This is a genomic window from Microbacterium sp. NPDC006705 (genome assembly GCF_044903545.1).
GTDB lineage: Bacteria > Actinomycetota > Actinomycetes > Actinomycetales > Microbacteriaceae > Microbacterium > Microbacterium plantarum.
Map to the genome: position 1 here is coordinate 1398219 of NZ_JBJDQQ010000001.1, position 26206 is coordinate 1424424.

Sequence of the window (26206 nt, forward strand, 5' to 3'; positions counted from 1 at the left end):
TAGATCGGATGCCGCGCGGGCTGAAGCTCCGAGAAGCGTGGGATTCTCCGAAGACGGCGAGGCCGTGCCGATCGTCACATCGATCGGCACGGCCTGCGTCGTCGGGCGCTCAGGTCCTCAGGCGCTCAGGCCTGCGCGCGTCGGCGACGCAGCACGAGCGCTCCGGCGCCGAGCATGAGCAGCGCGAGCGCGCCCATCACCGTCGCGGTGATGCCGCCGGCATCCCCTCCCGTGCGTGCGAGATCGCGCGCGTCCGTCGAGGCAGCCGAGCCGTTCGCTCCGGCCCCCGTCGCCGAGCCGCTACCCGAACCCGAACCCGAGCCAGCGCCCGAACCCGGAGTGCCGGTGCCACCGTCGGTGCCACCATCGGTGCCGCCGCCCGTTCCCGGGTCGACGACGGCGGCGGTCGGGACGATCGCCGCTGAGCGGGCGGTGCCGTCGATGAAGCCGGCCGCCTCGGCGGCCACCTCGACCGAGATCTCCCGGCCTTCGTCGGCGGCGGTCAGCGCGTAGGTGTCGGCGGTGGCGCCATCGATCGCCGCCCCGTCGCGCAGCCAGACGAACGCGCGTGCCGCGTCCGCGGGATCGGTGACGGCCACCGCGCGCACGGTCGCGCCGACGCGCGGCTCGCCCGACACGACCGGCGTCTCGACGCCGACGGCGCGGTTCACGGTCACCGAGTAGGTGCGCGAGGCGCCGTCGGGAGCCGTGACCGTCACGGTTCCGGTGCTGCTGATCACGTCGTCGGCCGCAGGCGCGGCATCCGCCGCCATGCGCTGCACGTCGCCAGCCTGGTCCTCGCCAGGCTGGGTCACGACGACCGTGGCATCGTCGTCGACCGCGAGCGCGTGGAGCATCGGCCACGCGGACCCCGTCGTCGTGACGGTGTACTCCAGCGTGTCGGGCGCGAACCCGTCGACGGGCTCGTCGCCGACCGTGAGGCGCGCGAGATCCGCGATCCCGGCCGGCGCCGGTGCTGCGGCGAAGATCTCGACCTCCGACACGATCATGTGCGTGTCGGGACGGGCGTTCAGCACGACGCGCACCTCGTCGGCGGCGCCGGTGACCGGCACCTCGACGCGCGGCGCACCCGCGGTGGGCTCCGGCACCGGAACGAGGTCGCCCTCGACCCAGTCGCCGCCGCTCACGCGGTGGTCGACCCGCATGGTCGCGGGCCAGCTCAGCGAGCTGCCGTCGCGGTAGAACTGCACGGCGACACGCGTCAGGGTCTCGCGCTGCGCCAGGGCGTAGCTCAGGGTGTCCTGCGCGTTCTTCGTGCCCGAGCGCCAGTTCGACCAGCCCTTGTCGGTCGAGCTTCCGTTGATCGTGTTGCTCACCGCGTACTGCGCGCTCTCGGTGAAGGTCGCGCTCGGGCGGCTCTCGGGGGCGACGTTGCGCTCGGACGCGGCCGTGACGATCACGGTCAGCCGCGCGTCGAGCTTCTCGCCGCTCGGGCCCGTGGCCACTCCGGGCACCGAGACCGTGCCGGGCTCGGCGAACGCACCATCGGCGATGCCGTCCCACGCCCACTCGACCGGGACCGGGAAGCCCGCTCCCGAGGGTCGCAGCTCGGCCTCCACGGTGTCGTCGGCCTGGCTCCTGACGGCGTCGAGGGCGCTTCCGGCCGGGACGGTGACGGATGCCGGCCGCGTCGCGGTGTAGGCGCCGATCTCGACGGTCGCAGTCGCTTCGAACGAGCCGCCGAACAGCTCGGTGCCCGTGCCGGTGACCTCCACCGCACCGGGGCGCGAGAAGTCGACACCGTCGAGCTGCCACGTCACCGGCGCCTGTCGCACCGTCCCTCCGACGTAGCGCACGCTCACGGACGCGGGCAGCGTCGGGGCGACGCCGACAGCGGTCGCGACCGTGACGGGCTCGGTGCCCGCGACGCTCGTGCTCGCGATGCGCCACTGCTGGTTCCCGCCGCCGTTCGAGGTCCACAGGCCCACCGCAGCGCCGGACGTCGTGCTGCCGCCGTTCACGTCGAGCACGCGCTCCGCGGCGACGTTGAGCACCGAGTAGTACGTGCCGTCCGTCGTCGAGGCCATCCACTGCAGGGCGGGATCGGCCGCGGCTGCCCCGGGGTCGGCATCCACGAGCGCCGTGGCCGTGCCGCGCGAAGCGAGGAACTGCCCGGAACCGTTCTGCAGCGTGAAGCGATGGCGGTTGGTGCCCGCGCCCTCGATCGTGCGGACGGTCCAGGCCTGTCCGCGGGCGGCCTCGGCCGTGGTGGCGAGTGAACGGACCGCGAGGCTCGAGCTGCCGTCGAGGGCGAGTCCGCTCTGAAGGCCCGTGAGCTGCACCGTCTCGCCGTCGCGGAAGGCCGCGGCATCCGATGACACGCCCGAGACACCGTCGATGACGAAGGTCACGACCGACTTGGCGGGCACCGTCAGCGTCGCGGTGCGGGATGCCGCGTCCACGGCGACCGGCTGCCCCTGCCGGAGCGCGTTGACCGAGGGCTCCGCGGCGGTCGACTGCGTCGTCACGATGGGGGCCACGGTCGCCCCGGGGGCCACCGTGCCGAAGTCGCTCAGGTCGATCTCCACCGTGCGTTCGGCGGCCTCGGCGTTGACGTGCACGATCGTTGCGCCCTCGCCGTCGGCGTCGATCGCCGCCGTCGACTGCGCGTTGTCGGTCGCGATCAAGCGGTCGCCGGGGGTGATGTAGTGCGTGAAGTTGCGCACGGTGTTGAACTTCTCGTTCGTCAGCACCTTGCAGGATGGGTCGGCGTCACCGTCGCGGAGCCGGCGCTCGGACTGCCCCTCGTCGTTGCAGTCGAAGTCGATGAAGACGCTGCCCCAGTTCAGCTTCTCGACCTTCTCCATGTTGTAGAGGTCCTCGACCGGCTGCCAGAACACCCAGGCGTCGGGCTCGAGCTCGCGCAGGTCACCGACGATGTGCTGGGCCATGCCGAGGCCGTTGTCGATGTCGTCGGTGACGAACCCCTTGCTCTGATCGGTCCAGTTGCCCTCGACCTCGCTCATCCACAGCGGCTTGTCGGCGGCCTTGGCGATGTCGCGGACGACCTGGCGCCCGCCGGTGCCGTACGTGTGGACGTTCAGCTGGTCGACGAGGCCCTTCGCCTCCGCAGACCACGTGTTCCAGTTGGTGGCGAAGATGCCGGGGTTGGTCTCGTCCATCGCCGAGATGACCGCGTCGGTGGTCGTCCCCGGCTGCGCGAGGCGGTCGGCGAGGGCGGCGATCATCGCGTCCTGCGCCTCCGGCCCGATGTGCGCACCCTCCTGGCGTCCGCCGGTGGGCCACGTGGCACCGTCGGGGATCTGCGTCGACCAGTAGTTCGTGTTGGGCTCGTTGAACGGGTCGATCGTGTCGAACGAGATGCCGTGAACCCGCTCGAGCTCGTCGACGACGTTCACCAGATAGCCGGCGAACTTGTCCATGTCCGCCGGGGCGAGCTGCTCGCTCGTGGCGTTGTTGATCCCGCCCGAGACGTAGCCGCTCTGGGTGAGGAAGTAGGGCGGGGAGTTGCTGAACGCCTCCCAGTGCGTGACCTTGTCCTTCAGCGCGTCGAGCCACCAGCGCTGAGCGGAATCCTGGGAGAAGTCGAAGGCGTCGGGATCGTCGGGGTCCCAGGCATCCCGGTACCGGTCGCGGTCAGCGAAGGTCGAGGTGATCGCCCCTTCGTCATCGGTCGCCGGCAGGTTCGGATTCCAGAAGCCGGGAACCGCGCCGCCCGGCCGCAGGTACGGCGGGACGTCGGAGGCGTTGCCGCCGCCGATGTTGTAGCGCGCGATGTTGAGGTTCAGGCCTTCGTCGCCGAAGACGGCGTCGAAGAGGTCCTGCCGGACGTCGTCGGGATAGTCGCCGGTCGCGTTGGCGAACCAGACGAGGCTCGTGCCCCATCCCTCGAACGGCTTCTCCGAGGCGGTGGCGGGATTCGGAGTGATCCGCACGGCAGCGGCGTCGGCGGCATGCACCGGCGGGGGCGCGACGGCGGTCGCAGCGGTGAGCCCACCGGACGCGAGCGCCACCGCGCAGGTCATCGACATCAGTCGAGCTGACTTCATCGTCATTCCTATCCGGTCGCAACGATGCGACCTCAGGGGGGGTGATGTTGACGTAAACATGTTGACGTCAACATCGAGCCTACGGGACGCCTCTGTCCCGGTGCAACGGTTGATCAGCGGCGCGGGCCGGAACTCGCACGCACGACGAGCTCGGTGGGGACGAGCGTGCGCTCGGCCGGCACCTCTCCCCCGTCGATCTCGGTGAGCAGCGACCGCACGGCGGCCGCGCCGATCCGGTCGAAGTGCTGACGTACGGTCGTCAGCGGGGGCCAGAAGTTCGCCGACTCGGGAGCATCGTCGTACCCGACGACGCTGACGCTCGCCGGCACAGGGCGATCGGCCTCGTGCAGCGCGCGCAGCAGCCCGAGCGCCATGCGGTCGTTGGCGACGAAGACCGCCGTCACGCGGTGGTCGCCGGCGAGCGCCCGACCGATCTCGTAACCCGACTCCGCGGTCCAGTCCCCGACGTGCACCTCGGGCACAGCCGCACCGCGGGCGACGAGCGTGTCGTGCCAGGCGGCTCGCCTGCGCTCGGCGGCGAACGACTCCCGCGGCCCTGAGATGTGGCTCACCGTCTCGTGCCCGAGGTCGAGCAGATGCTCCGTCGCGAGACGGGCACCCAGCGTCTGGTCGTTGTCGACGACGGGATACGGGTAATCGGCGCTCGAGTCGACCACGACGACGGGGAGTCCGGTCGGCAGCGCCAGCTCGCGTTCGCCGAGACGATGCGTCTCGATCAGGATGATGACACCGTCGACGGCATGCTCGGCGAGGCGCACGAATGCCCCCGAGACGTCGGACTGCGTCGCCGACTGCGCCGTGATGACGGTGAGGGAGTACCCCGCCTCGGCGGCGACGGATGCCACGGCGTCGAGCGTGCGCGTGTTGCCGTAGCTCGCGAGCGAGAACATGATCACGCCGATGCTGCGGAAGCGCCCCGAACGCAGTGCACGCGCGGCACTGTTGGGTCGATAGCCGAGCTGCGCCATCGCATCCTGGACGCGCGCCCGGGTCTCGGGGTCGACGTTCTCGCGGCCGTTCGCGACCCGCGAGACGGTCTGACCCGACACGCCGGCCATCGCCGCCACGTCGGCCATCGACACTTCCCGACGCCGCGGTCGAGCGTCCGGGCGTACGGCTGGCCCTGCTTCACCCATGCCCGGATCCTCCTTGATGTTGACGTTGACATGCTAGCGTCTCCGAGTTATGTTTACGTCAACATCCGCGCTCAATCGGCGAGCGCCTGCATCACAGAAGAGGCACGGACGATGACGACCACAACGGCACCCCCTCCCGCCGTGCGCACCGCGCGGAAGCGGCGGCGCGTCAGCGTCGAACAGCGCGGATGGCTCTTCGTGGGGCCCTTCGCGATCGTGTTCGCCCTCGTCTTCCTCGCACCCCTCGCCTACGCGCTCTACCTCAGCTTCTTCCGTGAGCAGATCGTCGGCGGCAACGCGTTCGTCGGCTTCGAGAACTACCTGACGGCCTTCGCCGACCCGAAGCTGTGGGACGGCTTCCTCCGCGTGCTGCTGTTCCTGCTGATCCAGGTGCCGATCATGCTCGTGCTCGCCCTCGCTGCGGCCCTCGCGATCGACAGCGCGCGCCTGCACGCCTCGGGCTTCTACCGGATCATCATCTTCCTGCCCTACGCCGTGCCCGCCGTCGTCGCGGTCCTCATGTGGGGCTACATCTACGGCGACCAGTTCGGCCTCGCCGGCAACATCAACGATCTGCTCGGTGCCCAGGTCCTGCGACCCTTCCTCCCCGAGTGGATGATGGTCTCGATCGGCAACATCGTGACGTGGCAGTTCGTCGGCTACAACATGCTGATCTTCTACTCGTCGCTCAAGACCATCCCCGGTGAGCTGTACGAGGCGGCATCCCTCGACGGCGCCGGCGCCTGGCGCACGATCCTCTCGATCAAGATCCCCGCTCTGCGCGGCTCGATCGTCATCGCCACGATCTTCTCGATCATCGGCAGCTTCCAGCTCTTCAACGAGCCGAACATCCTCAAGCCCCTGGCCCCGAACACGATCACGACGTTCTTCACGCCGAACATGTACGCGTACAACCTCTCGTTCGCCGGCCAGCAGTACAACTACGCCGCCACCGTCGCGATCATCATGGGCGTCATCACGGCGGTCATCGCCTACGTCGTCCAGTTGCGCGGATCCCGTCAGGAGATGCGATGACCGCTCCCGCCCTCGCCCGCAGCACGCCGTTCGCCCGGCGGAAGTCCGTCGTGCTCACCGTCGTGATGAGCCTGTTCATCCTCTACACGCTGCTCCCGCTGTTCTGGCTGATCATCAACGCGACGAAGACCCAGGGCGACCTGTTCACGACCTTCGGCCTCTGGTTCGGCGACAGCTTCAACCTGTGGAACAACATCGTCGACACCTTCACCTACCGCGACGGCATCTTCCTCCGGTGGCTCGGCAACACGCTCCTCTACGTCGTCGTCGGCGCGGGCGGTGCAACGGTGCTCGCGACGATGGCGGGCTACGGCCTGGCGAAGTACAACTTCCGGGGGCGGAAGGCGGTCTTCGCGGTCGTCATCGGCGCCGTCGCCGTTCCCGGCACCGCCCTCGCGGTCCCCACGTTCCTCATGTTCAGCCAGCTGGGCCTGACGAACACCCCGTGGGCGATCATCATCCCCTCGCTCATCAGCCCCTTCGGCCTGTACCTGATGTGGGTGTTCGCCAGCGACGCCGTTCCCACCGAGCTGCTCGAGGCCGCTCGGATGGACGGCGCCAGCGAGATGCGCACGTTCTTCACCATCTCGACCAAGCTCCTCATGCCCGGCATCGTCACCGTGCTGCTGTTCGCGGTCGTCGCCACGTGGAACAACTACTTCCTCCCGCTCATCATGCTCAGCGACCCCGCCTGGTACCCGCTCACCGTCGGGCTCAACCAGTGGAACGCCCAGGCCACCGGAGCCGCGGCGCAGCCGATCTACAACCTGGTGATCACCGGATCGCTGCTGTCGATCATCCCGATCGTGGTGGCCTTCCTCATGCTGCAGCGCTTCTGGCAGTCCGGTCTGAGCGCCGGCAGCGTCAAGCAGTGAGCACACCCCCGAAGACCCTGTATTCCGCACCACCTGAATCCACAACAACCCGAATCCACAACAACGAAGTGAAGGAACTCCCATGACACCCATGCGCAAGGGATCGGCGCTGCGTCGCGCCGCATCCGTCGTGGCCCTGACCGCAGCCGCCGGCCTCGTGCTGGCCGCCTGCTCGTCCTCCGGCCCCGCCGCGGGCAGCGGCAACCCCGACGACCTCGACGCGGCCCTGAAGGCCGGCGGTGAGATCACCTACTGGTCGTGGACCCCGTCCGCCGAGGCGCAGGCCGAGGCGTTCATGAAGAAGTACCCCGAGGTCAAGGTCAACGTCGTCAACGCGGGCACCAACACGGAGGAGTACACCAAGCTCCAGAACGCGATCAAGGCCGGCTCGGGCGCCCCCGACGTCGTGCAGATCGAGTACTACGCCTTCCCGCAGTTCGCCCTCACCGACGGGCTGCTCGATCTCGCGCCCTACGGCTTCGGCGACCTCGAGAGCGACTACACCGCCTCGACGTGGAACTCCGTCGACTTCGACGGCAAGATCTACGGCCTCCCGCAGGACTCGGGTCCCATGGCGCTGTTCTACAACAAGGCGGTCTTCGACCAGTACGGCCTGACGGTCCCGACGACGTGGGACGAGTACATCGCCACCGCGCGTCAGCTCACCGCCGCCGACCCGACGAAGAAGATCACGAACGACACCGGTGACGCCGGCTTCGCCACCAGCATGATCTGGCAGGCGGGCGGCCAGCCGTTCTCCGCCGATGGCACCGACGTGACGATCAACGTCGCCGACGAGGGCTCGAAGAAGTGGGCCGACACCTGGAACACGCTCGTCGAGGACGACCTGATCGCCAGCACCCCGAGCTGGAGCGACGAGTGGTTCAAGGGCCTCGGCGACGGCTCGATCGCGACCCTCGTCATCGGCGCCTGGATGCCCGGCAACCTCGAGTCGTCGGTGGCCGACGCGGCGGGCGACTGGCGCGTGGCTCCCATGCCGACCTACGACGGCACCCCGGTCTCGGCCGAGAACGGCGGCGGCGGCCAGGCGGTCACGAAGCAGAGCGAGAACCCGGCCCTCGCCGCCGCGTTCCTGAAGTGGCTGAACAACGACGAGGAGAGCCTGACGATCTTCGCCGAGAGCGGCGGCTTCCCCTCGACGACCGCGCAGCTCGAGTCGGATGAGTTCCTGAACAAGGCGCCCGAGTACTTCGGCGGCCAGAAGATCAACGAGGTGCTCGTGCAGGCGGCCAAGGACGTGCGTCCGGGCTGGCAGTACCTGCCCTTCCAGGTCTACGCGAACAGCATCTTCAGCGACACCGTCGGGCAGTCCTACGCCTCGAAGTCCGACCTGAACGAGGGCCTCGCCACGTGGCAGGACCAGCTCGTGCAGTACGGCAACGACCAGGGCTTCACCGTCAACAAGTGACGCCCGACGAGGGGCGGGTCGCATCGAGCTTCGGTCCGGCCCGCCCCTCGCCATGTCCCCCCAGGAGAAGAGCAATGACCTCCCCCACCCGCATCTCGCTCGACACGGCCGCACCCGGGCCCGTTGTCCCGCGCCGACTCTTCGGCACCTTCGTCGAGCACATGGGCCGCTGCGTCTACGACGGCATCTTCGAGCCGGGTCACGCCACGGCCGACGACGCCGGCTTCCGCGCCGACGTCCTCGAGCTCGTGCGCGAGCTGGGCGCGACCGTCGTGCGCTATCCCGGGGGCAACTTCGTCTCGGGCTACCGGTGGGAGGACGGCGTCGGCCCGCGCGGCCAGCGCCCCGTGCGCCTGGATGCCGCATGGCACAGCACCGAGACCAACCAGGTCGGGCTGCACGAGTTCGCCGCGTGGGCCGAGCAGGCGGGGCTCGAGCTCATGGAGGCCGTGAACCTCGGCACGCGCGGCGTCGCCGAGGCCGCCGACCTGCTCGAGTACGCCAATCACCCGGGCGGCACCGCCCTGTCGGAGCGCCGCCGCGAGAACGGGCGCGCCGAGCCCTTCGGCATCCGGCTCTGGTGCCTGGGCAACGAGATGGACGGCCCCTGGCAGATCGGCCACAAGACCGCCGACGAGTACGGCCGCCTCGCCGCCGAGAGCGCCCGGCTCATGCGGTTCATTCATCCCGACATCGAGCTCGTCGCCGCGGGCAGCTCGAACCACGAGATGCCGACCTTCGGCGAGTGGGAGCGCACCGTGCTCCGTCACACCGCGGGGCTCGTCGACCACATCTCCGTGCACGCCTACTACGAGGAGACCCCGGGCGACCCCGCGAGCTTCCTCGCCTCCGGCGCCGCCCTCGACGCCTACATCGGCGAGGTCGCCGGCATCATCGACGAGGTGCGCGCCGAGCGCGGCATCACCGACCCCATCGGCATCAGCGTCGACGAGTGGAACGTCTGGAACCAGACCCGCTGGAACGAGGTCGACAAGCCCGAGGTGTTCACGGGCGACTGGCCCGTCGCCCCGCGCCTCATCGAGGACGACTACACCGTCACGGATGCCGTCGTCGTCGGGTCCCTCCTCATCACGATGCTCCGCCGCGCCGACCGCGTCTCGATGGCGAATCTCGCGCAGCTCGTCAACGTCATCGCGCCGATCCGCACCGAGCCTGGCGGCGCGGCCTGGCGGCAGACCACCTTCTTCCCCTTCCAGCTGACCGCGTCCGCGGCATCCGGCCACGTCGTGGTGCCGGTCATCGACACTGGCGTCATCCCGACCGCGCGCTACGGCGACGTGGGCGCCGTCGACGCCGTTGCGACGATCGCCGGCGACGAGCTGTCGATCTTCCTCGTGCACCGCGGACTCGACGCCGAGACACCCGTCACGATCGATCTCGACCGCTCGGCCGCGAGCGCGGAGGCGCTCGTGCTGACCGTCCCCGCCGACGGCGACCGGCACACCGTCAACAGCGCGTCGTCGCAGCCCGTCGCGCCGGCATCCCTCGCCGTCGACATCCGCGACAGCGCCGTGACCCTGACCCTTCCCCCGCTCTCCTGGGCGCGCGTGACCGTGCGCCTGAACCCCGGAACGAATCGAGTGACCGCGTGACGACCTTCAGCATCGGCGAGACCGACTTCCTCCTCGACGGGCGCCCCCACCGGGTCATCGCGGGAGCCCTGCACTACTTCCGCATCCACCCGGACCACTGGGCCGACCGCATCCGCAAGGCGCGGCTCATGGGGCTCAACACCATCGAGACCTACGTCGCCTGGAACGCCCATGAGCCGGTGCGCGGCGAATGGGATGCCACGGGCTGGAACGACCTGGGGCGCTTCCTCGACCTCATCGCGGCCGAGGGCATGCACGCGATCGTCCGCCCCGGCCCGTACATCTGCGCCGAGTGGCACAACGGCGGACTTCCGGTGTGGCTCACCAGCACGCCCGGCATCGGGCTGCGCCGTTCCGAGCCGCAGTACCTCGAGGCGGTGAGCACCTACCTGCGCCGGGTCTACGAGATCGTCGCCCCGCGTCAGATCGATCGCGGCGGCAACGTCGTGCTCGTGCAGATCGAGAACGAGTACGGCGCCTACGGCTCGGACCACGACTATCTCGGCACGCTCACCGAGCTCACCCGCGCCTGCGACATCACCGTGCCGCTGACGACCGTCGACCAGCCCGAGCCTCACATGCTCGCGGCCGGAACGCTGCCCGACCTGCACACGACCGGATCGTTCGGCTCGCGCGCCACCGAGCGCCTCGCGACGCTGCGCGAGCATCAGCCGACCGGGCCGCTCATGTGCTCGGAGTTCTGGGACGGCTGGTTCGACTGGTGGGGCGGGGTGCACCACACCACGGATGCCGCGGCTTCGGCATCCGAGCTCGACGCGTTGCTCGCCGCCGGAGCGTCGGTGAACATCTACATGCTCCACGGCGGCACGAACTTCGGCACCACGAACGGCGCGAACGACAAGGGCCGCTACGCCCCCATCGTCACCTCGTACGACTACGACGCTCCGCTGGACGAATCGGGCCACCCGACCGAGAAGTACCACGCGTTCCGCGAGGTCATCGCCCGGTACGCCCCGGTGCCCGACGAGGTGCCGCCCGCGCGGCCTGCGGCTCCCGTCCTGTCGGTCCCGCTGCGGACCACGGCTGACTGGCTGCCCGCGGCGGATGCTGACGGCGGCGCGGTCGACCTTCCTCCCACGTTCGAAGAGCTCGGACAGCTCGGACCTCTCGTGCGTTACGACATCGCGCTGCCCGCCGAGCCGTTCGGTGATTCCGACAGCGCCGTGCTCGCCTTCGCCGAGGTCCGCGACCTCGCCTGGGTCGCGGTCGACGGCGCTCCGATCGGCCGTCTGCAACGCGCGCTGCACGAACGGTCGCTGCCGATCCCGCGCGGGTCGCAGCTCACGGTCCTCGTCGAGGACCAGGGCCGCGTCAACTACGACGTCCGGCTCGGCGAGTCCAAGGGGCTCGTCGGCCCCGTGACCCTCGCCGGTCACGAGCTGACCGGCTGGTCGGCGCAGCCCGTCGACCTCGCGGCCGTCGCCGCCGGCATCCCGGGCGCCTCCGAGCAGCCGACCGCGGGCCGCACCGGCCTCGTGGGCACGTTCGACCTCGACGCACCCGCCGACCTCTTCCTCGACACGGATGCCTGGAGCAAGGGCTTCGCGTTCGTGAACGGCTTCTTCCTCGGCCGGTACTGGCGCAACGGCCCGCAGCGCACGTTGTACGTGCCCGCACCCGCCACCCGCGCCGGGGCGAACGAGATCGTCGTCGTCGAGCTCGAGCACGTCGTCGAGCCCGTCGCCGCGTTCGTCGCCGCGCCCGACCTCGGCCACCGCGAGGAGTGAGCGTGAGGGAGCCCCGCCGCGATCGGGCAGGATGGATGTCATGAGCTGGATGGTCACCGGTGGTGCTGGATACATCGGCGCGCATGTCGTGCGCGCCCTCGCCGCGGCGGGTCTCGACCCCGTCGTCCTCGACGATCTGTCGAGCGGGCACGCGGGGTTCGTCCCCGAGGGCGTGCCGTTCGTCCGCGGCTCGATCCTCGACCGTCCGCTCGTCGAGGGCGCGCTGCGCGAGCACGGCGTCGAGGGCGTCATCCACGTCGCCGGCTACAAGTACGCCGGAGTCTCGGTGACCCGCCCCCTGCACACCTACGCGCAGAACGTCGAGGGCACGCGGATCGTGCTCGAGGCGATGGAGACCGCGGGCGTCGACAAGATCGTCTTCTCCTCCAGCGCCGCCGTCTACGGCACCCCCGACGTGCCGCTCGTCACGGAGGACCTGCCCAAGCGTCCCGCGTCGCCCTACGGCGAGTCGAAGCTCATCGGCGAGTGGCTCCTGCGCGATCAGGCCGTCGCGACCGTGGACTCCCCCGCACCCCTGCGCCACACCTCGCTGCGCTACTTCAACGTCGTGGGCTCGGGCGACCCGTCCGTCTACGACACGAGCCCCCACAACCTCTTCCCCATCGTCTTCGAGAAGCTGATCGCCGGTGAGACCCCGCAGATCAACGGCGACGACTACGACACCGAAGACGGCACGAACGTGCGCGACTACGTCCACGTCGCCGACATCGCCGCGGCCCACGTCGTCGCCGCCCAGCGCCTCGCCGCCGGTGAGAGCGTCGAGCCGGCCTACAACCTCGGGTCGCAGAACGGCCTCTCGGTCCGCGAGATCATGGACGCGATGGCCCGGGTGACCGGCATCGACTTCACGCCGAGAGTCGGCCCCCGCCGGCCCGGCGACCCCGACCGCATCGTCGCCACCGGAGAGCTCGCCGCCCGCGACCTCGAATGGGCGAATCGCTACTCGGTCGACGAGATGGTCCGCACCGGCTGGGAGGCCCGCCGCGCGGCATCCGTCTGACCCGCTCGCCGAGCGCGGGGATCAGGCGCGGTTCCGGGGATGACGCGCGGTTCGAACCGCGTCGGACACCCGAAACTGCGCCTCATTCCGCCGCGAAACCGCGTACCGAGCTCGCGCGGACCACGAGTTCCGTGGGAACGGTGCGCAACGCGGCCGTTGAGCCCGACTCGATGACCTCCACGAGCGCCTCGACGGCGCGGGCGCCGAGGGCGTCGAAGTCCTGGCGGACGGTCGTCAGCGGAGGCCGGTACTCCGCGGCATCCACGACGTCGTCGAACCCGACGATCGCGACGTCGTCCGGCACAGCGCGACCGGCGTCGCTGAACGCCCGCAGCAGGCCGAGCGCCATCTGGTCGTTGGCGGCGAACACCGCCGTGGCGCCCGCGAGCCCCGCTCCCGCCGCGTGACCGCCGCGCGAGGTCCAGTCGCCGCGGACGACCTCGGGCGCGACGGCATCCGCGTCGATCAGCGCCTCGCGCCAGCCGCGTTCGCGCTCTTGCGCCGCGAACGACGCCTCGGGCCCCGCGAGGTGGTGCACCGTCGCGTGCCCCAGCTCGAGCAGATGCCGCGTCGCCAACCGGGCGCCGCCCGCGTGATCGGTCTGCACGATCGCGAAGCGCTCGTCGGGCGGCGAGTCGACGACGACGAGACGCAGGTCGGCGGGCGGTGCGGTGTCACGAGCGAGCCGCGTCGCCTCGTTGAGCACGACCGCCCCGTCGACGCCCTGGTCGCGCAGCTGCGCGAAGGCCTCCGCGATGTCACGCGCCCCGGCGACCGTCACCACGGCGAGGGCGTAGTCGCGCTCGCTCGCCGCGTCGGCGATGGCCTGCAGCATGCGGGAGTTGCCGACCGAGGCGAGCGTCGAGACGACGAGGCCGATCGTGCGGGTCTGGCCGGTGCGCAGGGCCCGGGCGGCGCGATGCATGCGGTAGCCGAGCGCCGCCATGGACGCCTCGACGCGGGCCCGCGTCGCGGGGTCGACGCGCGGGCTGCCGTTGGCCACGCGCGAGACGGTCTGCGCCGAGACGCCCGCGTGGGCCGCCACCTGGGCCATCGACACGCGCATGCCGGTCCTTTCGTCGGGTGTGTTGACGATAGCACGGCCGGAATGTAGCGTGTTATCGTGAACATCAGCGCTCCTCCCGCCGTGCCGCTCGGCGCGGGCGTCGTCAAACGCTCCACGCGACTCGACGACGGCCGCGAGCTCATCTACTACGACGACCCCGAGACAACGCTCGGCCCCGAGCGAGCGGTCGACGCCCGCACCCTCGACCCGCGCCCCGAGACCGCGACGATGCGGCAGGACGTCCTGACGGGTGACTGGATCTCGATCGCCGCATCACGGCAGAACCGCGCCTTCCTGCCCCCGGCCGAGCTCGACCCGCTCGCCCCGCAGACACCCACCAACCCTTCCGAGATCCCGTCGCGCTACGACGTCGCCGTCTTCGAGAACAAGTCGCCATCGTTCGGTCCCGCCCTCGCCGAGGCGTTCGGCGGCGCGCCCGCGGCATCCGATCCTCCCCGCGGCATCGATGACCTCGCCCACCTCGGCCTCGGCCGCACCCGCACGAGCGTCGGACGCACCGAGGTCGTGTGCTTCTCTCCCGAGCACGCCGGATCGTTCGGCACCCAGACGGTCACCCGCGCCCGCACCGTCATCGAGGCGTGGGCCGACCGCACGGCCGCGCTCTCGACGCTCCCCGGCATCGAGCAGGTGTTCCCGTTCGAGAACCGCGGCGAGGCGATCGGCGTCACCCTGCCGCATCCGCACGGGCAGATCTACGCCTACCCGTACATCACGCCCCGCACGACCCGCTTGCTCGACTCGATCGACCGCACGGCTCCCGACCTGTTCCAGCGCATCCTCGAGTTCGAGCAGGCCGGCCCGCGGGTCGTGCTCCGCGGCGAGCACTGGACGGCGTTCGTCCCGTTCGCCGCGCGCTGGCCGATCGAGGTGCACCTGCTCCCCCACCGGCACGTCGCCGACTTCGCCGAGACGAACGACGCCGAGCGAGACGAACTCGCCCCGCTCTACCTGCGCCTGCTGCGCGGCATCGACGCGCTGTACGACACCCCGACGCCATACATCGCCGCGTGGCACCAGGCTCCGGTCCGCCATGCGCGCGACACCGCGCGTCTGCACCTGCAGCTCACGAGCCCGCGCCGCGCCGCCGACAAGCTCAAGTTCCTCGCCGGTTCCGAGGCGGCCATGGGCGCCTGGATCGGCGACATCCCGCCCGAGACCGCGGCCGCGCGTATCCGCGAGGCCGTAGAAGGAGTGACCCTGTGACCGACACCGATCCGCGCACCGATGCGCGCGACCTCCTGACCTCGCTCGGCGCGACCGCGACGAGCGAGTGGTCGGCGCCCGGCCGCGTCAACCTCATCGGCGAGCACACCGACTACAACGACGGCTTCGTGTTCCCGTTCGCCACGCCCCACCGCACGCACGTGGCGCTCGCTACCCGCGACGACGGCCGGCTGCGCGTCATCTCGACGTTCGACACGGTGCCGGTAGAGGTGGCGATCGCCGACCTCGACGCGATCTTCCCGACCACAGGTGGCGAGCACGCCGTGCCCGAGTGGTCCGCATACCCGCTCGGCGTCGCCTGGGCATTGATCCAGGCCGCCGGCGCAGACCCGACCGCGCTGACCGGCGCCGATCTCGCGTTCGCGTCGAACGTGCCGGTCGGCGCAGGCCTGTCGTCGTCCGCGGCGATCGAGGGCGCCACCGCCTCAGCACTCAACGAGCTGTGGAACCTCGGACTCGACTCCGTCGCGCTCGCGCAGGTGGGCCGTCGCGCCGAGAACGAGGCCGTCGGCGCTCCCACCGGAATCATGGACCAGATGGCGTCGATGCTCGGCGAGCCGGATGCCGCCACCTTCCTCGACTGCCGTTCGCTCGAGACCGATGAGGTCGAGCTCGGCTTCGCCGCCACGGGGCTCACGCTGCTGGTCATGGACACCAACGTCAAGCACGCGCACTCCACCGGTGGCTACGGCGAGCGCCGCGCTTCGTGCGAGAAGGGCGCGCGGGTCATGGGCGTCCCGATGCTGCGCGACCTGTCGGTCGGCGACCTCGACCGTGCCGCCGAGCTGCTCGACGACGTCACTTTCCGCCGGGTCCGCCACATCGTCACCGAGAACCAGCGTGTGCTCGACACGGTGCAGACCCTCCGGGAGCAGGGGCCACGAGCGATCGGGTCGCTGCTGGACGCCTCGCACGCCTCGATGCGCGACGACTTCGAGATCTCCGTCCCCGAGCTCGACCTCGCCGTCGAGACCGCCCGCGCGGCCGGCGCCATCGGCGCGCGCATGACCGGCGGCGGCTTCGGCGGTGCGGCGATCGCACTCGTCGAGACCGCCGCCGTCGACGACGTGGCTGATGCCGTCGAGAAGGCGTTCGCTGCCGCCGGGTACGCGACCCCGACGATCTTCCCCGTCAGCCCGTCGGCCGGCGCGCGCCGCGACAGCTGACGCGACGAGACCACAAGAGGGGGATGCCGACACGGCATCCCCCTCTGCAGTCACGCGGCTTACTTGAAGGCGTCCTTGACGTCTTCGCCCGTCTTCTTCGCCTCGGCCTTGACCTGATCGGCCTTGCCCTCGGCTTCGAGCTTGTCGTTGTCTGTCGCCTTGCCGATGGCTTCCTTCGCCTTGCCGGCGATGTCCTGGGCGGCGTTCTTGATCTTGTCGTCGAGACCCATGATGGGCTCCTCTCTTTCGGTGGTGGCGCCCCGCGGGCGGGGCTGTGGACGTGCGCGATTCAGGACAGGCGGCGCTGGTCGTGCGCCAGCTTCGCGCGCAGCCCGGTGTGGATGGAGATGTAGGTCGTGAGCTGCTGACCCGTCAGCGTGCCGAGGTTGCCGACGAGACGTTCGACGGTCTCGGCCACGTGCAGCGGCGAGGTGTTCTGCCGCGGGGTCACGCTGACGTGCAGCACGGGCTGCTTCTTGATGTCGTTCGCGGTGACGCGGGCACTGAGGATCTCGTCGCGGTCGGCCAGCGCGTTCTTCAGCGCATCCGCCGCGAAGCCCTCCGTGACCGTGATGCGGCCGAGGTCGCTCTCCGCCCCGGTCGCCCGGAGCGCGGTCCGGCGGCGGCCGTGGATGCTGCGCACGACCAGCACGATCAGCAGCACGACCAGCAGCGCGAGCGCGGCGAGCACGCCGACGGCGAGCCAGGTGAGGCTCGTGGCCGCGATGACGGTGGCATCCCACGCCTGCTTCGCCCAGTCCTCGGCCCCGGATCCGACCGAGGTCCAGGTGTCGGCGGCCGCCGGCCACACCGCGCCGGCGATGATTCCGCCGCCGACGACGACGAGCACCAGTCCCAGGATCAGGAGGATCGTGCGGTTGACCGCGCGATTGGTGTTGTTCATGCGTTCTCCTCCTGTTCGCGGGGCCGCTCGATCCGCACCGCCGTGCGCAGCTTCGACGCGAGTCGATACGACTCCAGCTCCGCATCCGCGAGGGCGCGGACCTGCGTCTCGTCGACGGGGACTCCCACCGCAGGGGTGAGGGTCACGTCGACCGAGCGGTGTCCGACACCGACCCGCACCTGGTCGCGGGGCAGTCCGCTCTCGTCGCTGACCCGCTGCGCGATCGCCGAGGCGATCACGCCGTTGTCGGCGACGACGGCGCTCTCGCCGACGACGAGCTGGTGCTTCGACAGGCGGCCCGGGGCGACGGCGAGCACCACGAGGACCACGCCGAGCACCGCGATGACGGCGCCGATGGCGACGCTGACGCCGACCGGTACCTCCGTCGGGAGACCGACGACCCACCCGAAGGCAGCGGCGGGTCCGAGGAGAAGCGCCGGCTGACCCGCGAGGTTCAGCACGATCTCCGTGCCGACGTAGATCAGCGCGAGGATGACGAGGACGACGGCGACGATCATCGCGACGGTGCGCGGCGAGTGCGTCTCACGTCGCACGACGCGGCGCAGCACGGGACTGCTCATCGGACTCTCCTCCTTGCGGGTGTCGTGGCACCGGTGACGGTGATGTCGACGCGGGTGACGGGTTTACCCAGCACGCGGCCGAGCTCTTCCTGCACGCGGTGCTGGGCCTCACGGGCGATGTCGACGACGACTCCGGCGGCTCGTACCGCTTCGGTGTCGTCGAGCGACGGGACGGGGAACGGCGCCTGGATGCGGACGGCCACCCCACCCCGGTGATCGGATGCCGTGACCGACACGCGGTCGACGTCCACTCCGATGACCTGGGATGCGATCTGTTCCGAGACCTTCCGCACCACGCGCTCGCGCACAACGACCCGTCCGGCGAGACCGGACGCCCCGCCGGCGGCGGCCGTGACGCCGCCACCGGGACGGATGGCCTCTGCAACGGTCATGACGAGGTGCGCCGACCTGTCAGCACGTCGGCCAGCCCGCGGACGTCGAGCTTGCCGGACGCGATGCGACCGACCGCCGCGCCGATCGCCATGAAGAGGGCGACGAGGAGGAATCCCCAGAAGCCGAACAACAGGGCGGCGGCGGCGAGGATGGCGCCGATCAGCGCACCCGAGACGGTGGCACTCATGCGACGCGCGACTCGGACTCGTTGTCGTCGTCGTCAGCGCCGGCGATGTGCACGTCGTTGACCTCGACGTTGACCTCGACGACCTCGAGGCCCACGAGACGGCTGATGGCACCGGCGACGGCGGCGCGGACGTTGTCGGCGACCTCCTGGATCGGCGCCGGGTACTCGACGACGATCGTGAGGTCGGCGGCGGCCTGGGTCTCGCCGACCTCCACCTTCACGCCCTGCGACAGGTCGGTGGCGTTGATGGCGTCGCGGATCGCACCGAAGGCGCGTGCTCCGCCGCCACCGAGCGCGTAGACACCGGCGACCTCACGCGCCGCGATGCCGGCGACCTTCGCCACGACGCCGTCGGCGATCGTCGTCTTGCCCGCGGCGTCGGTGTCGGCCGGGACGCGCGACGACGAGAACGTGCGGTCGACGCGCGAAGCCTGCGGCGCGGCAGCCTGCGACTTCGTGGTCTCAGCAGCGGGGGCGGTGTTCTTCTGGTCCTCAGCCATGACGTTTCCTTATCTGTCTGCGTTGTCCGATGCAAGCTCTCGGCTCGTCATTCGGTGAGCGTTACGTTCGCTCTACAGATAAGAGGGCGGCTCATCCGGATTCGTCACAAAAAAGTTCGAGAAGTTTTCTAGGGGAACGATGCGAGCCGAAGACAGCGGGTCGGACACCGACCTGCAGGCCGCGCCCGACGGCATCCTGGCTGCCCGCGCGGCATCCGGCGACGCCGACGCGTTCGATGTCCTCCTCCACCGTCACTCCCGCCTCGTGCGCGCCTACGTGTACCGCATCGTCGGCACCCTCTCGGAGACGGACGACGTCGTGCAGGAGGCGTTCCTCACCGCGTGGCGGCAGCTGTCCACCCTGCGTGACCCGAACGCCGTGAAGGCGTGGCTCATGAAGATCGCGAGCCGCGAGGCGTACGCGCATCTCAGGAAGCGCCCCGACCATGACACACTGGACGGATTCGACAGAGCCGCGGAGGCGAGCCTCCTCCCCGAGGCGGCCGCCATCCGCAACGCACAGTTGCAAGCGCTCTCTCTTGCACTCGATGCGCTGCCGGAAGCCCAACGCCGCTGCTGGCTGCTCCGAGAAGTCGGGTCGCTCAGCTATACCGAGATCGCAGAAGAGATGAACCTCCCTCTCAGCACCGTTCGAGGAAACCTGTCCCGCGCCCGCGCCAGCATCACGATCCAGATGGCGGGGTGGCGTTGATGGATGCCGCCGACGTGACTCTCGAGTGCGGCAAGACGATCGACGAGATCAGTGACTACCTCGACAGCGGTCGCTCGCCGTACGACCCCGAGATCGAGACCTGTCCCGACTGCCTCAACGCCCTCGATGCCCTCGAACGGGCGGGGCGGTTGTCACGTGATCTCATCGCGGCGGATGCCGCCGAGATGCCCGAGCCCTCGGAGAACTGGTTCCACGGTGTGATGGACGCCGTACGCGCCGAGCTGCGAGCCGGTCGCTCGATCCCGCTGTCGCATCCCGATCCGCGGGTCTCGATGACCGTCACCGAGGGAGCCGTGCAAGCGCTCATCCGAGCCAGCGGCGACGCGATCGACGGCGTCTTCATCGGCCATTCGCGCATCGTCGGCGACGTCGAGGTGCCCGATGCGCCGATCGCCGTCGACATCACCGCGTCGGTCGCCTGGGGCGAGTCGCTGCCGACCGCCGCCGGAGCGGTCCGCCGAGCGGTGTCCGAGGCGCTCGCCCAGCACACCGAGCTGAACATCACCGCCATCGACGTCACCGTCGAAGACCTCCACCGTCCCTTCCCGCCCAAGGACATCGCATGATCGAGCCCGTCTCCGTCGTCGGCCCGTCGGCTCCGCGCCCCCTCGTCGAGGTGCCCGGGGTCAGCGCCGTGCACGATCCGCGCCCGCCGCTGACCCGCGTGCTCGGAGCGGCGGCCACGGCGCTCCGCCGAGAAGCGGCGGCTCCGACGAACGACATCCTCGTCTCGGCCGACGGCGAGGTGGTGACCGCGGCAGCCGCCATCTCCGTCGCCGCATCCGCGCGCACTCCCGAGGTGGCCCGCGCCGTCGCCGACGAACTCCGCGTGCAGTATCCGACCGTCGACCGGATCACGGTGCAGGTCCGCCGCATTGCCTGACCCGCAGCCGCCTCACCGAGGCGCCGCCGAGTCCGCTAGCTTCGGATCGTGACAGCGAGCGTCTCGGCATCCCTCTCCAGCGGTGAGGTGCGCGGCACGCGTCGCCCCGACGGCACTCTCGCGTTCCTCGGCATCCCGTACGCGAAGGCCCCGACCGGCACGCTGCGGTTCGCCGAGCCCGCGCCCGTCGAGCCGTGGGACGGCGTCCGCGACGCGACCGCCTACGGACCGACGCCGCAGCGCGGGAACGACGCCGACACCCTCATCCCCGAGCCGTCGATCCCGGGCGACGACACCCTGTCGGTCAACGTCTTCGCGCCCGACTCGCCCGCGCGGGCGGGCGGCGCACGGCATCCGGTGCTCGTCTACATCCACGGCGGAGCCTTCGTGCAGGGTTCGCCCGCGAGCCCCTGGTACGACGGCGGCTCGTTCGCGCGGGCGGGCATCGTCGTGGTGACGGTCTCGTACCGGCTGGGCTTCGACGGCTTCGGCCTCCTTCCCGGAGCCCCGACGAACCGCGCGGTGCGCGACTGGATCGCCGCCCTCGAATGGGTGCGGGCGAACGTGTCCGCCTTCGGCGGGGATCCGGATGATGTCACGATCGCCGGGCAGTCCGCGGGCGGCGGCGCGGTGCTCACCCTGCTCGGGATGCCGGATGCTCAACACCTGTTCCGCCGTGTGCTGGCGATCTCGGCGGCCCTGACGAACGTGCCGCCCGCCCGGGCCGCGACGGCGACAGGCCGGCTCGCCGCGCGCCTCGGCATCGCCCCGACACGCGAGGCGTTCGCCGGCGTCGACGAGCTCACGGTGCTCACGGCGCAGCAAGCTCTCGAGTCGGAGCGGCACGGCAGCATCATCGCCTCGGTGCGCTCGCGGCTCGCCGAAGGGCTCACGTGGGGTCCGGTCGTCGACGGCGAGCTCATCCCGCGCCCCACCCTCGACGCACTCGCGGCCGGCGTCGGCGCGGACAAGACGCTCGTGCTCGGCACCACCGACGACGAGTTCACGATGATCACCGACGGGGTCGCCGGCCCGTTGCGTTTCGTCCCGCCGGCGCTCGCGCTGGCTGCCCTCGGGGTCGGCCACGCGATGCGCTGGCGCTACATCCGCGACAACCGCGCGCAGCGACGACTCGGCACCGCCGCGTTCCTCGGCCGTTACGCCACCGACCGCATCTTCCGCGACACCGTGCCGCTCGTCGCCCGGGCACGAAGCGGCTCGCCGACGTGGGCCTACCGGTTCAGCTGGCCCTCCCCGACCAAGCGCTGGGCGCTGCACTGCCTCGATGTGCCGTTCTGGTGGGACGTCCTCGACGCCGACGGCGTCGCGAGGCTCGCGGGGCCGCACCCGCCGCAGGAGCTGGCCGATGCGATGCACGGCGCCGCCGTGTCGTTCGTGCGGACCGGCGACCCGGGCTGGCCGCGATGGACGCCGGACGAGCGGGCGACCCGCATGTTCGGCGCCGCGCCGTCGGTGCCGACGGTCGCGGCCGACGGCTACGCGTCGGTGCGGGCGCTCGTCGACTGACGGGGTACGGGTGAGAGCAGAAGACGATGCGTGAGAGCTCCGCCGCCTCCGCGGCCCGCGAACTCGTGGAGTCCGGGCGCGGATTCGACGCCGCGCTGATCGAGCGCGCCGCCTTCGCCGACGAACCGGCGGTCCAGGATCTGCTGGACGCGTCGGACGAAGAGCGCCGCCGCCCGGTCGGCCGCGGGTCGATGTTCCGCTCACTGGGCGTCGCACTGCTGGAGTTCCTGCCGATCATCGCCGCCGGGGTCGTCGTGATCCCCGCCCGAACGGCATCCGACCTGACCGTGCCGACCCTCGTCGCCGCTGCGCTGGCGATCGTGGCGGCGGCATCGCGTCCGGTGCTGTGGCGGCAGCTGGCGAGCGGGCGCGCCGAGGCGAACGGTTCCCAGCTGTCCATCAATGCCATCTCGGTGCTCTTCGCCGCGTTCGCGATCCTCATCGTCGCGCTGCGCTCCGATGACGCCGGTGCCCCCGGCCTCACCATCGGCGCCTTCGCCGTGCAGGGCATCGCGTCCGCCGTCACCGTCGCCACCATCGTCCGAGCCGGGCGTCGCGCCGGAGGGTCTTCGACTCCGCGCACGGGAGTCGAGGCCCTGCGCGCCGCCGTCGGCGCGCTGCCGGCCGCGCGACAGGAGCGGGCACGGGAAGACATCGCCACCGCATTGCGCGTGGCGGTCGACGGCGGCATCCTGAGCGAATCGGATGCCGCCATCCTGACGCGAGCGCCGCTCGGCGGTCTCACCCGAGCCCACTGGGCCCTGTCGCAGACGCGCCGCTGACGACGCCGCGGCTCAGGGAACGCGCTTGAGCCAGGCGTCCGTCGCGAACTTGGACTCGACGAGCGCTTCGGCCTCGGCGTACTCCTCGTCGGAGATCGTGCCGGGCACGGCGCCGTAGCGCTTCGAGAACACCTCGATGAACCGCTCGATGATCGCGTCGCGAGGCAGACCCGTCTGGCTGCGCAGCGGGTCGACGCGCTTGGCGGCCGAGACGGTTCCCTTGTCGCTGAGCTTTTCGCGGCCGATGCGCAGCACCTCGGTGAGGACCTGACCATCCATGTCGTACGACAGGGTGGCGTGGTGGAGCACCCCGCCGTTCGCGAGACGCTTCTGCGCGGCGCCGCCGATCTTGCCCGACGGTGAGGCGATGTCGTTGAGCGGCTGATACGTCGCCTCGATGCCGAGTGAGCGGAGTGCCTCGAGCACCCAATCGTCGAGGAAGGCGTACGAGTCGGCGAAGGTCAGCCCCGCAACGAGGGATGCCGGCACGTACAGCGAGTACGTCACGATCGAGTTGGCCGCCATCATCATCGCTCCCCCGCCGGAGATGCGGCGCACGACGTCGAACCCGTGCTTCGCGGCACCCTCGGGGTCGACCTCGTTGCGGTACGACTGGAACGACCCGATCACGACGGCCGATTCGTTCCACTCCCAGATGCGCAGGGTGGGGTTCCGCCGGCCGTCGCCGACGCGGGTGGTCAGCACCTCGTCGAGCGCGAGGTTCATGCTGGGCGACACGGCTCGGTCGTGGACGACCTCCCAGTCGAACTCGCGCCAGCCCGGGGCCGTGATCATGGCGCGCCGCACCGCAGTGCCCACCGACTCGGGCGTGAAGCCGAGCAGCTGGGCGCCGTCGGGCAGCGCCGAACGGACGGCGGCGGCAATGGTGGCGACATCAGACTCCTCGGGCAGGCCCGTCACTGCCGCATCGATGTCGGCGAGCGCGTCGTCGGGCTCGAGGAAGAAGTCGCCCGCCAGGTGGAAATCGGCGATGCGGCCGTCGCGCACCTCGAGGTCGACGACGACCAGCTTTCCTCCGGGGACCTTGTATTCGCCGTGCATGCGTCCAGCCTAGGACCGGGCGGAGGATCGGTCGCCCGACGGATGCCGTTACACCTCGCGACGGACGACGGCGCGGGCCCCGCTCGGAAAAGTGGATGACATGAACCCCACCATCGATTCCGCCCCCGTCCTCGAAGCCCGCGGGCTCGTGAAGCGCTACGGGGCGCTCACCGCGCTCGACCGCGTCGACCTGACCGTGCGCGCCGGCGAGGCCGTCGCGATCATGGGCGCCTCGGGGTCGGGCAAGACGACGCTTCTGCACTGCCTCGCCGCAATCATCTCGCCCGATGCCGGCTCCGTCCGCCTCGCCGCTCCCGGCGCCCCGGCGCAGGAGCTCGTCGGCATGCCCGACGCCGACCGCTCCGCCGTACGTCGCAGCAGCCTCGGCTTCGTCTTCCAGGACCACCTGCTGCTGCCCGAGCTCACCGCCGTCGAGAACGCCGCCCTTCCGCTGCTCCTCGTCGGCACGGCGCGAGCTGCTGCCGAAGCGCACGCCGCCGCCTGGCTCGGCGCCCTGGGCCTCGCCGGCATGGAGAACCGGCGCATCGGCGAGCTCTCCGGCGGGCAGGCGCAGCGCGTCGCCATCGCGCGCGCCCAGGTGACCGGAGCCCCCGTGGTGTTCGCCGACGAGCCGACCGGCGCCCTCGACTCCACCACCTCCGCGGAGGTCCTCGATGCGCTGCTGCACGCCACCACCGGCCAGGGCCGCAGCCTCGTCGTCGTGACCCACGATGCGGAGGTCGCGCGCCGCTGCGACCGCGTCCTCCGGATGCGCGACGGACGCATCGTCGATTCGTCCGTCGCGCCCGCGCGTGGGGCCGCAGCCGCCGAGGTGACCCGATGAGCGTCGTCGCGACCGGTTCGCTCCCGCAGCCTCCGACCCCGCTGGCCCGAGCGACGGAGACACCGGGCAGTGTGCGCCGCGTCGCGGCTCTCACGGTCCTGCTCTCCCGGCCGGCGCGGCAAGGGTCTGCGGCCATCGTCCTGCCACTGGTCGCCTTCGCGGTGACGACGATGCTCATGCTGATCGTCGCGGGCGGCACCCGCATGTTCCTCACCGACCCGCGCACGGGCCAGATGGCTTTCCTCTACGGCGTGCTCAGCGTCCTCGCGCTCATCCTTCTCGCCGTTCCGACAGCAACCCTCGGGGCTGCCGCCGCGCGCCTGTCGAGCCGGCGCCGCAACGACCGGCTCTCGACGCTGCGCCTCCTCGGCGCCACCAACACCGAGGTCGGAGCGATGGCGGTGGGTGAGGCATCCGCCGTCGCGTTCGCGGGAGCACTGGTCGGCGCCGCCGCCTACGGCATCGCCCTGCCGCTGGTCGGGCTGCTCCCCTTCTTCGGTGGCCCCGTCGGTGCCGCCGCCGTGTGGGCCGGATGGCCGATCGTCCTGGCCGTCATCCTGGGCGTCGGGCTCATCGCGACGGTGAGCGCGGCAGCGAGCCTGCGACGCGTGCGGCTCACTCCACTGGGCGTGCGCCGCCGCACCGAGGCGCCGCCGCGACGCACCCGCACCCTCGTGATCTCCGGGATCGCGATCGTCGCCGTCGGCACGATCGTGGCCCAGTTCAGCAGCGTGAGCGCGGTCCTCGCCCCCGCAGCGTCGATCGCCCTCCTGCTGGCTCTGTTCGCCGGGGCCCTCGCTCTGGTGAACCTCATCGGTACGCCCATCGTCGCCGCACGCGGCCGCTCGATGGCACGCCGCGCCCGGACGGCTGCTCAGCTCATCGCCGGCCGGGAGCTCGCCGCACATGCCCCCACCGCCTGGCGTCGAGTCTCGAGCATCGCGATGATCTCGTTCATCGCCGTCGTCGGGGGCAGCGGCATCGCGCTCACCGAGATCGCCGGCGACGAGCCTGGAATGACGCTGTTCGCCGACATCCGCACCGGCGTCCTCGTCACCCTCGGGGCGGGCTTCGTCCTGCTCGCCGCCTCGGTGGGCGTCAGTCAGGCGGCGTCGGTGCTCGACGACCGCGAGCTCATCGTGGGCCTCGACCGGCTCGGCATGGAGCCCGCGGAACTCGCTCGGGCACGTCGCATCACGGTGATGCTGCCCCTGCGCTGGGCTGCCGCCGGCGGAGCGGTCGTCGGCGTGGCGCTGGCTCTCCCGGTCGTGGGGATCAGCCTGGTCGTCGCGCCGCTGACGATGGCCGTCATCGCGGCGACCTTCGTCGCGGGCTTCGGGGCGGTCGCGCTGGCGCTCCTCGCGTCACGCCCGCTCGTCACGGCAATCCGACGCGGTCTCGCCGGGTGACACCGACGCTGCTTC

General features: G+C 70.9%; 25 protein-coding genes. 15 read left to right on the forward strand and 10 right to left on the reverse strand.

The features are described from left to right. Window positions 1-125 precede the first annotated feature (125 nt). Both ACI2K6_RS06690 and ACI2K6_RS06695 read right to left on the reverse strand, forming a co-directional pair. Window positions 126-4031 (reverse strand): glycoside hydrolase, encoded by a 3906-nt coding sequence (locus ACI2K6_RS06690; protein ID WP_404568300.1) that lies wholly within the window; start codon window positions 4029-4031, stop codon window positions 126-128. A 113-nt stretch (window positions 4032-4144) separates the two neighbouring features. Continuing rightward, window positions 4145-5128: a LacI family DNA-binding transcriptional regulator gene (locus tag ACI2K6_RS06695; protein WP_404568301.1), complete on the reverse strand. Its 984-nt coding sequence runs from the start codon at window positions 5126-5128 to the stop codon at window positions 4145-4147. A 171-nt stretch (window positions 5129-5299) separates the two neighbouring features. Between ACI2K6_RS06695 and ACI2K6_RS06700 the strand changes: the two genes are divergently transcribed. The 6 genes from ACI2K6_RS06700 (at window position 5300) to galE (ending at window position 12909) form a co-directional block, all read left to right on the forward strand. Beyond that, complete coding sequence (locus tag ACI2K6_RS06700; protein ID WP_112616347.1) at window positions 5300-6223, forward strand: carbohydrate ABC transporter permease; 924 nt, start codon at window positions 5300-5302, stop codon at window positions 6221-6223. Further along, window positions 6220-7098 carry a carbohydrate ABC transporter permease gene (locus tag ACI2K6_RS06705; protein ID WP_112616345.1) on the forward strand — a complete coding sequence of 293 codons (879 nt, stop codon included), beginning with the start codon at window positions 6220-6222 and terminating at the stop codon, window positions 7096-7098. Before ACI2K6_RS06700 ends, ACI2K6_RS06705 begins: the two co-directional genes overlap by 4 nt. 82 nt (window positions 7099-7180) lie before the next feature. Next, window positions 7181-8527, forward strand: a complete 1347-nt coding sequence (locus tag ACI2K6_RS06710) for a sugar ABC transporter substrate-binding protein (RefSeq protein WP_269267155.1) — start codon at window positions 7181-7183, stop codon at window positions 8525-8527. A gap of 74 nt (window positions 8528-8601) precedes the next feature. After that, window positions 8602-10140 carry an alpha-N-arabinofuranosidase gene (locus tag ACI2K6_RS06715; protein WP_404568302.1) on the forward strand — a complete coding sequence of 513 codons (1539 nt, stop codon included), beginning with the start codon at window positions 8602-8604 and terminating at the stop codon, window positions 10138-10140. After that, the gene (locus ACI2K6_RS06720) at window positions 10137-11888 is read left to right on the forward strand and encodes a beta-galactosidase family protein (protein ID WP_404568303.1); all 1752 of its coding nucleotides are present in this window, start codon (window positions 10137-10139) and stop codon (window positions 11886-11888) included. The genes ACI2K6_RS06715 and ACI2K6_RS06720 overlap by 4 nt, the downstream gene beginning before the upstream one ends. Window positions 11889-11928: 40 nt before the next feature. After that, the gene (gene galE / locus ACI2K6_RS06725; protein WP_282502018.1) at window positions 11929-12909 is read left to right on the forward strand and encodes a UDP-glucose 4-epimerase GalE; all 981 of its coding nucleotides are present in this window, start codon (window positions 11929-11931) and stop codon (window positions 12907-12909) included. An 82-nt stretch (window positions 12910-12991) separates the two neighbouring features. Here galE and ACI2K6_RS06730 read toward each other — a convergent pair whose 3' ends face one another. After that, window positions 12992-13975: a LacI family DNA-binding transcriptional regulator gene (locus ACI2K6_RS06730; RefSeq protein ID WP_323987193.1), complete on the reverse strand. Its 984-nt coding sequence runs from the start codon at window positions 13973-13975 to the stop codon at window positions 12992-12994. Between the two features lie 63 nt (window positions 13976-14038). Between ACI2K6_RS06730 and galT the strand changes: the two genes are divergently transcribed. Together galT and galK are read left to right on the forward strand one after the other, a co-directional pair. Beyond that, window positions 14039-15199 carry a galactose-1-phosphate uridylyltransferase gene (galT, locus tag ACI2K6_RS06735; protein ID WP_114589247.1) on the forward strand — a complete coding sequence of 387 codons (1161 nt, stop codon included), beginning with the start codon at window positions 14039-14041 and terminating at the stop codon, window positions 15197-15199. Continuing rightward, window positions 15196-16386: a galactokinase gene (gene galK, locus ACI2K6_RS06740; RefSeq protein WP_404568304.1), complete on the forward strand. Its 1191-nt coding sequence runs from the start codon at window positions 15196-15198 to the stop codon at window positions 16384-16386. The genes galT and galK overlap by 4 nt, the downstream gene beginning before the upstream one ends. Window positions 16387-16445: 59 nt before the next feature. On the opposite strand, the gene ACI2K6_RS06745 is transcribed toward galK, so the two are convergent. Genes ACI2K6_RS06745 through ACI2K6_RS06770 form a run of 6 tightly spaced genes read right to left on the reverse strand, consistent with a single transcriptional unit; the run spans window position 16446 to window position 18951 of the window. Further along, complete coding sequence (locus tag ACI2K6_RS06745; protein WP_023952533.1) at window positions 16446-16616, reverse strand: CsbD family protein; 171 nt, start codon at window positions 16614-16616, stop codon at window positions 16446-16448. Between the two features lie 59 nt (window positions 16617-16675). After that, the gene (locus ACI2K6_RS06750; protein WP_323987191.1) at window positions 16676-17290 is read right to left on the reverse strand and encodes a hypothetical protein; all 615 of its coding nucleotides are present in this window, start codon (window positions 17288-17290) and stop codon (window positions 16676-16678) included. Then, the gene (locus ACI2K6_RS06755) at window positions 17287-17871 is read right to left on the reverse strand and encodes a DUF6286 domain-containing protein (RefSeq protein WP_112616331.1); all 585 of its coding nucleotides are present in this window, start codon (window positions 17869-17871) and stop codon (window positions 17287-17289) included. Before ACI2K6_RS06755 ends, ACI2K6_RS06750 begins: the two co-directional genes overlap by 4 nt. After that, window positions 17868-18263: a hypothetical protein gene (locus ACI2K6_RS06760; RefSeq protein ID WP_323987189.1), complete on the reverse strand. Its 396-nt coding sequence runs from the start codon at window positions 18261-18263 to the stop codon at window positions 17868-17870. The genes ACI2K6_RS06755 and ACI2K6_RS06760 overlap by 4 nt, the downstream gene beginning before the upstream one ends. Further along, window positions 18260-18451: a DUF2273 domain-containing protein gene (locus ACI2K6_RS06765; protein ID WP_023952539.1), complete on the reverse strand. Its 192-nt coding sequence runs from the start codon at window positions 18449-18451 to the stop codon at window positions 18260-18262. Before ACI2K6_RS06765 ends, ACI2K6_RS06760 begins: the two co-directional genes overlap by 4 nt. Beyond that, window positions 18448-18951: an Asp23/Gls24 family envelope stress response protein gene (locus ACI2K6_RS06770; RefSeq protein ID WP_114589121.1), complete on the reverse strand. Its 504-nt coding sequence runs from the start codon at window positions 18949-18951 to the stop codon at window positions 18448-18450. The genes ACI2K6_RS06765 and ACI2K6_RS06770 overlap by 4 nt, the downstream gene beginning before the upstream one ends. A 139-nt stretch (window positions 18952-19090) precedes the next feature. On the opposite strand from ACI2K6_RS06770, the gene ACI2K6_RS06775 reads away from it, so the two are divergent. Genes ACI2K6_RS06775 through ACI2K6_RS06795 form a run of 5 tightly spaced genes read left to right on the forward strand, consistent with a single transcriptional unit; the run spans window position 19091 to window position 22876 of the window. Next, entirely contained in the window at window positions 19091-19663 is a 573-nt protein-coding gene (locus tag ACI2K6_RS06775; RefSeq protein ID WP_282502011.1) for an RNA polymerase sigma factor, read from the forward strand. Continuing rightward, window positions 19663-20250 carry an Asp23/Gls24 family envelope stress response protein gene (locus tag ACI2K6_RS06780; protein WP_323987187.1) on the forward strand — a complete coding sequence of 196 codons (588 nt, stop codon included), beginning with the start codon at window positions 19663-19665 and terminating at the stop codon, window positions 20248-20250. The genes ACI2K6_RS06775 and ACI2K6_RS06780 overlap by 1 nt, the downstream gene beginning before the upstream one ends. Then, window positions 20247-20567 carry a hypothetical protein gene (locus ACI2K6_RS06785; protein ID WP_282502009.1) on the forward strand — a complete coding sequence of 107 codons (321 nt, stop codon included), beginning with the start codon at window positions 20247-20249 and terminating at the stop codon, window positions 20565-20567. Before ACI2K6_RS06780 ends, ACI2K6_RS06785 begins: the two co-directional genes overlap by 4 nt. Window positions 20568-20615: 48 nt before the next feature. Continuing rightward, window positions 20616-22094, forward strand: coding sequence for a carboxylesterase family protein (locus ACI2K6_RS06790; protein WP_354451344.1), 1479 nt, complete (start codon window positions 20616-20618; stop codon window positions 22092-22094). A gap of 26 nt (window positions 22095-22120) precedes the next feature. Further along, window positions 22121-22876 carry a hypothetical protein gene (locus ACI2K6_RS06795; protein WP_404568305.1) on the forward strand — a complete coding sequence of 252 codons (756 nt, stop codon included), beginning with the start codon at window positions 22121-22123 and terminating at the stop codon, window positions 22874-22876. Between the two features lie 12 nt (window positions 22877-22888). On the opposite strand, the gene ACI2K6_RS06800 is transcribed toward ACI2K6_RS06795, so the two are convergent. Continuing rightward, complete coding sequence (locus ACI2K6_RS06800; RefSeq protein WP_023952552.1) at window positions 22889-23938, reverse strand: biotin/lipoate A/B protein ligase family protein; 1050 nt, start codon at window positions 23936-23938, stop codon at window positions 22889-22891. Window positions 23939-24038: 100 nt separating this feature from the next. Between ACI2K6_RS06800 and ACI2K6_RS06805 the strand changes: the two genes are divergently transcribed. Then, a complete protein-coding gene (locus ACI2K6_RS06805; RefSeq protein ID WP_274178309.1) occupies window positions 24039-24782 on the forward strand; it encodes an ABC transporter ATP-binding protein in 744 nt (247 codons plus the stop codon). Next, a complete protein-coding gene (locus ACI2K6_RS06810) occupies window positions 24779-26191 on the forward strand; it encodes an FtsX-like permease family protein (RefSeq protein ID WP_404568306.1) in 1413 nt (470 codons plus the stop codon). Before ACI2K6_RS06805 ends, ACI2K6_RS06810 begins: the two co-directional genes overlap by 4 nt. Window positions 26192-26206 lie beyond the last annotated feature (15 nt).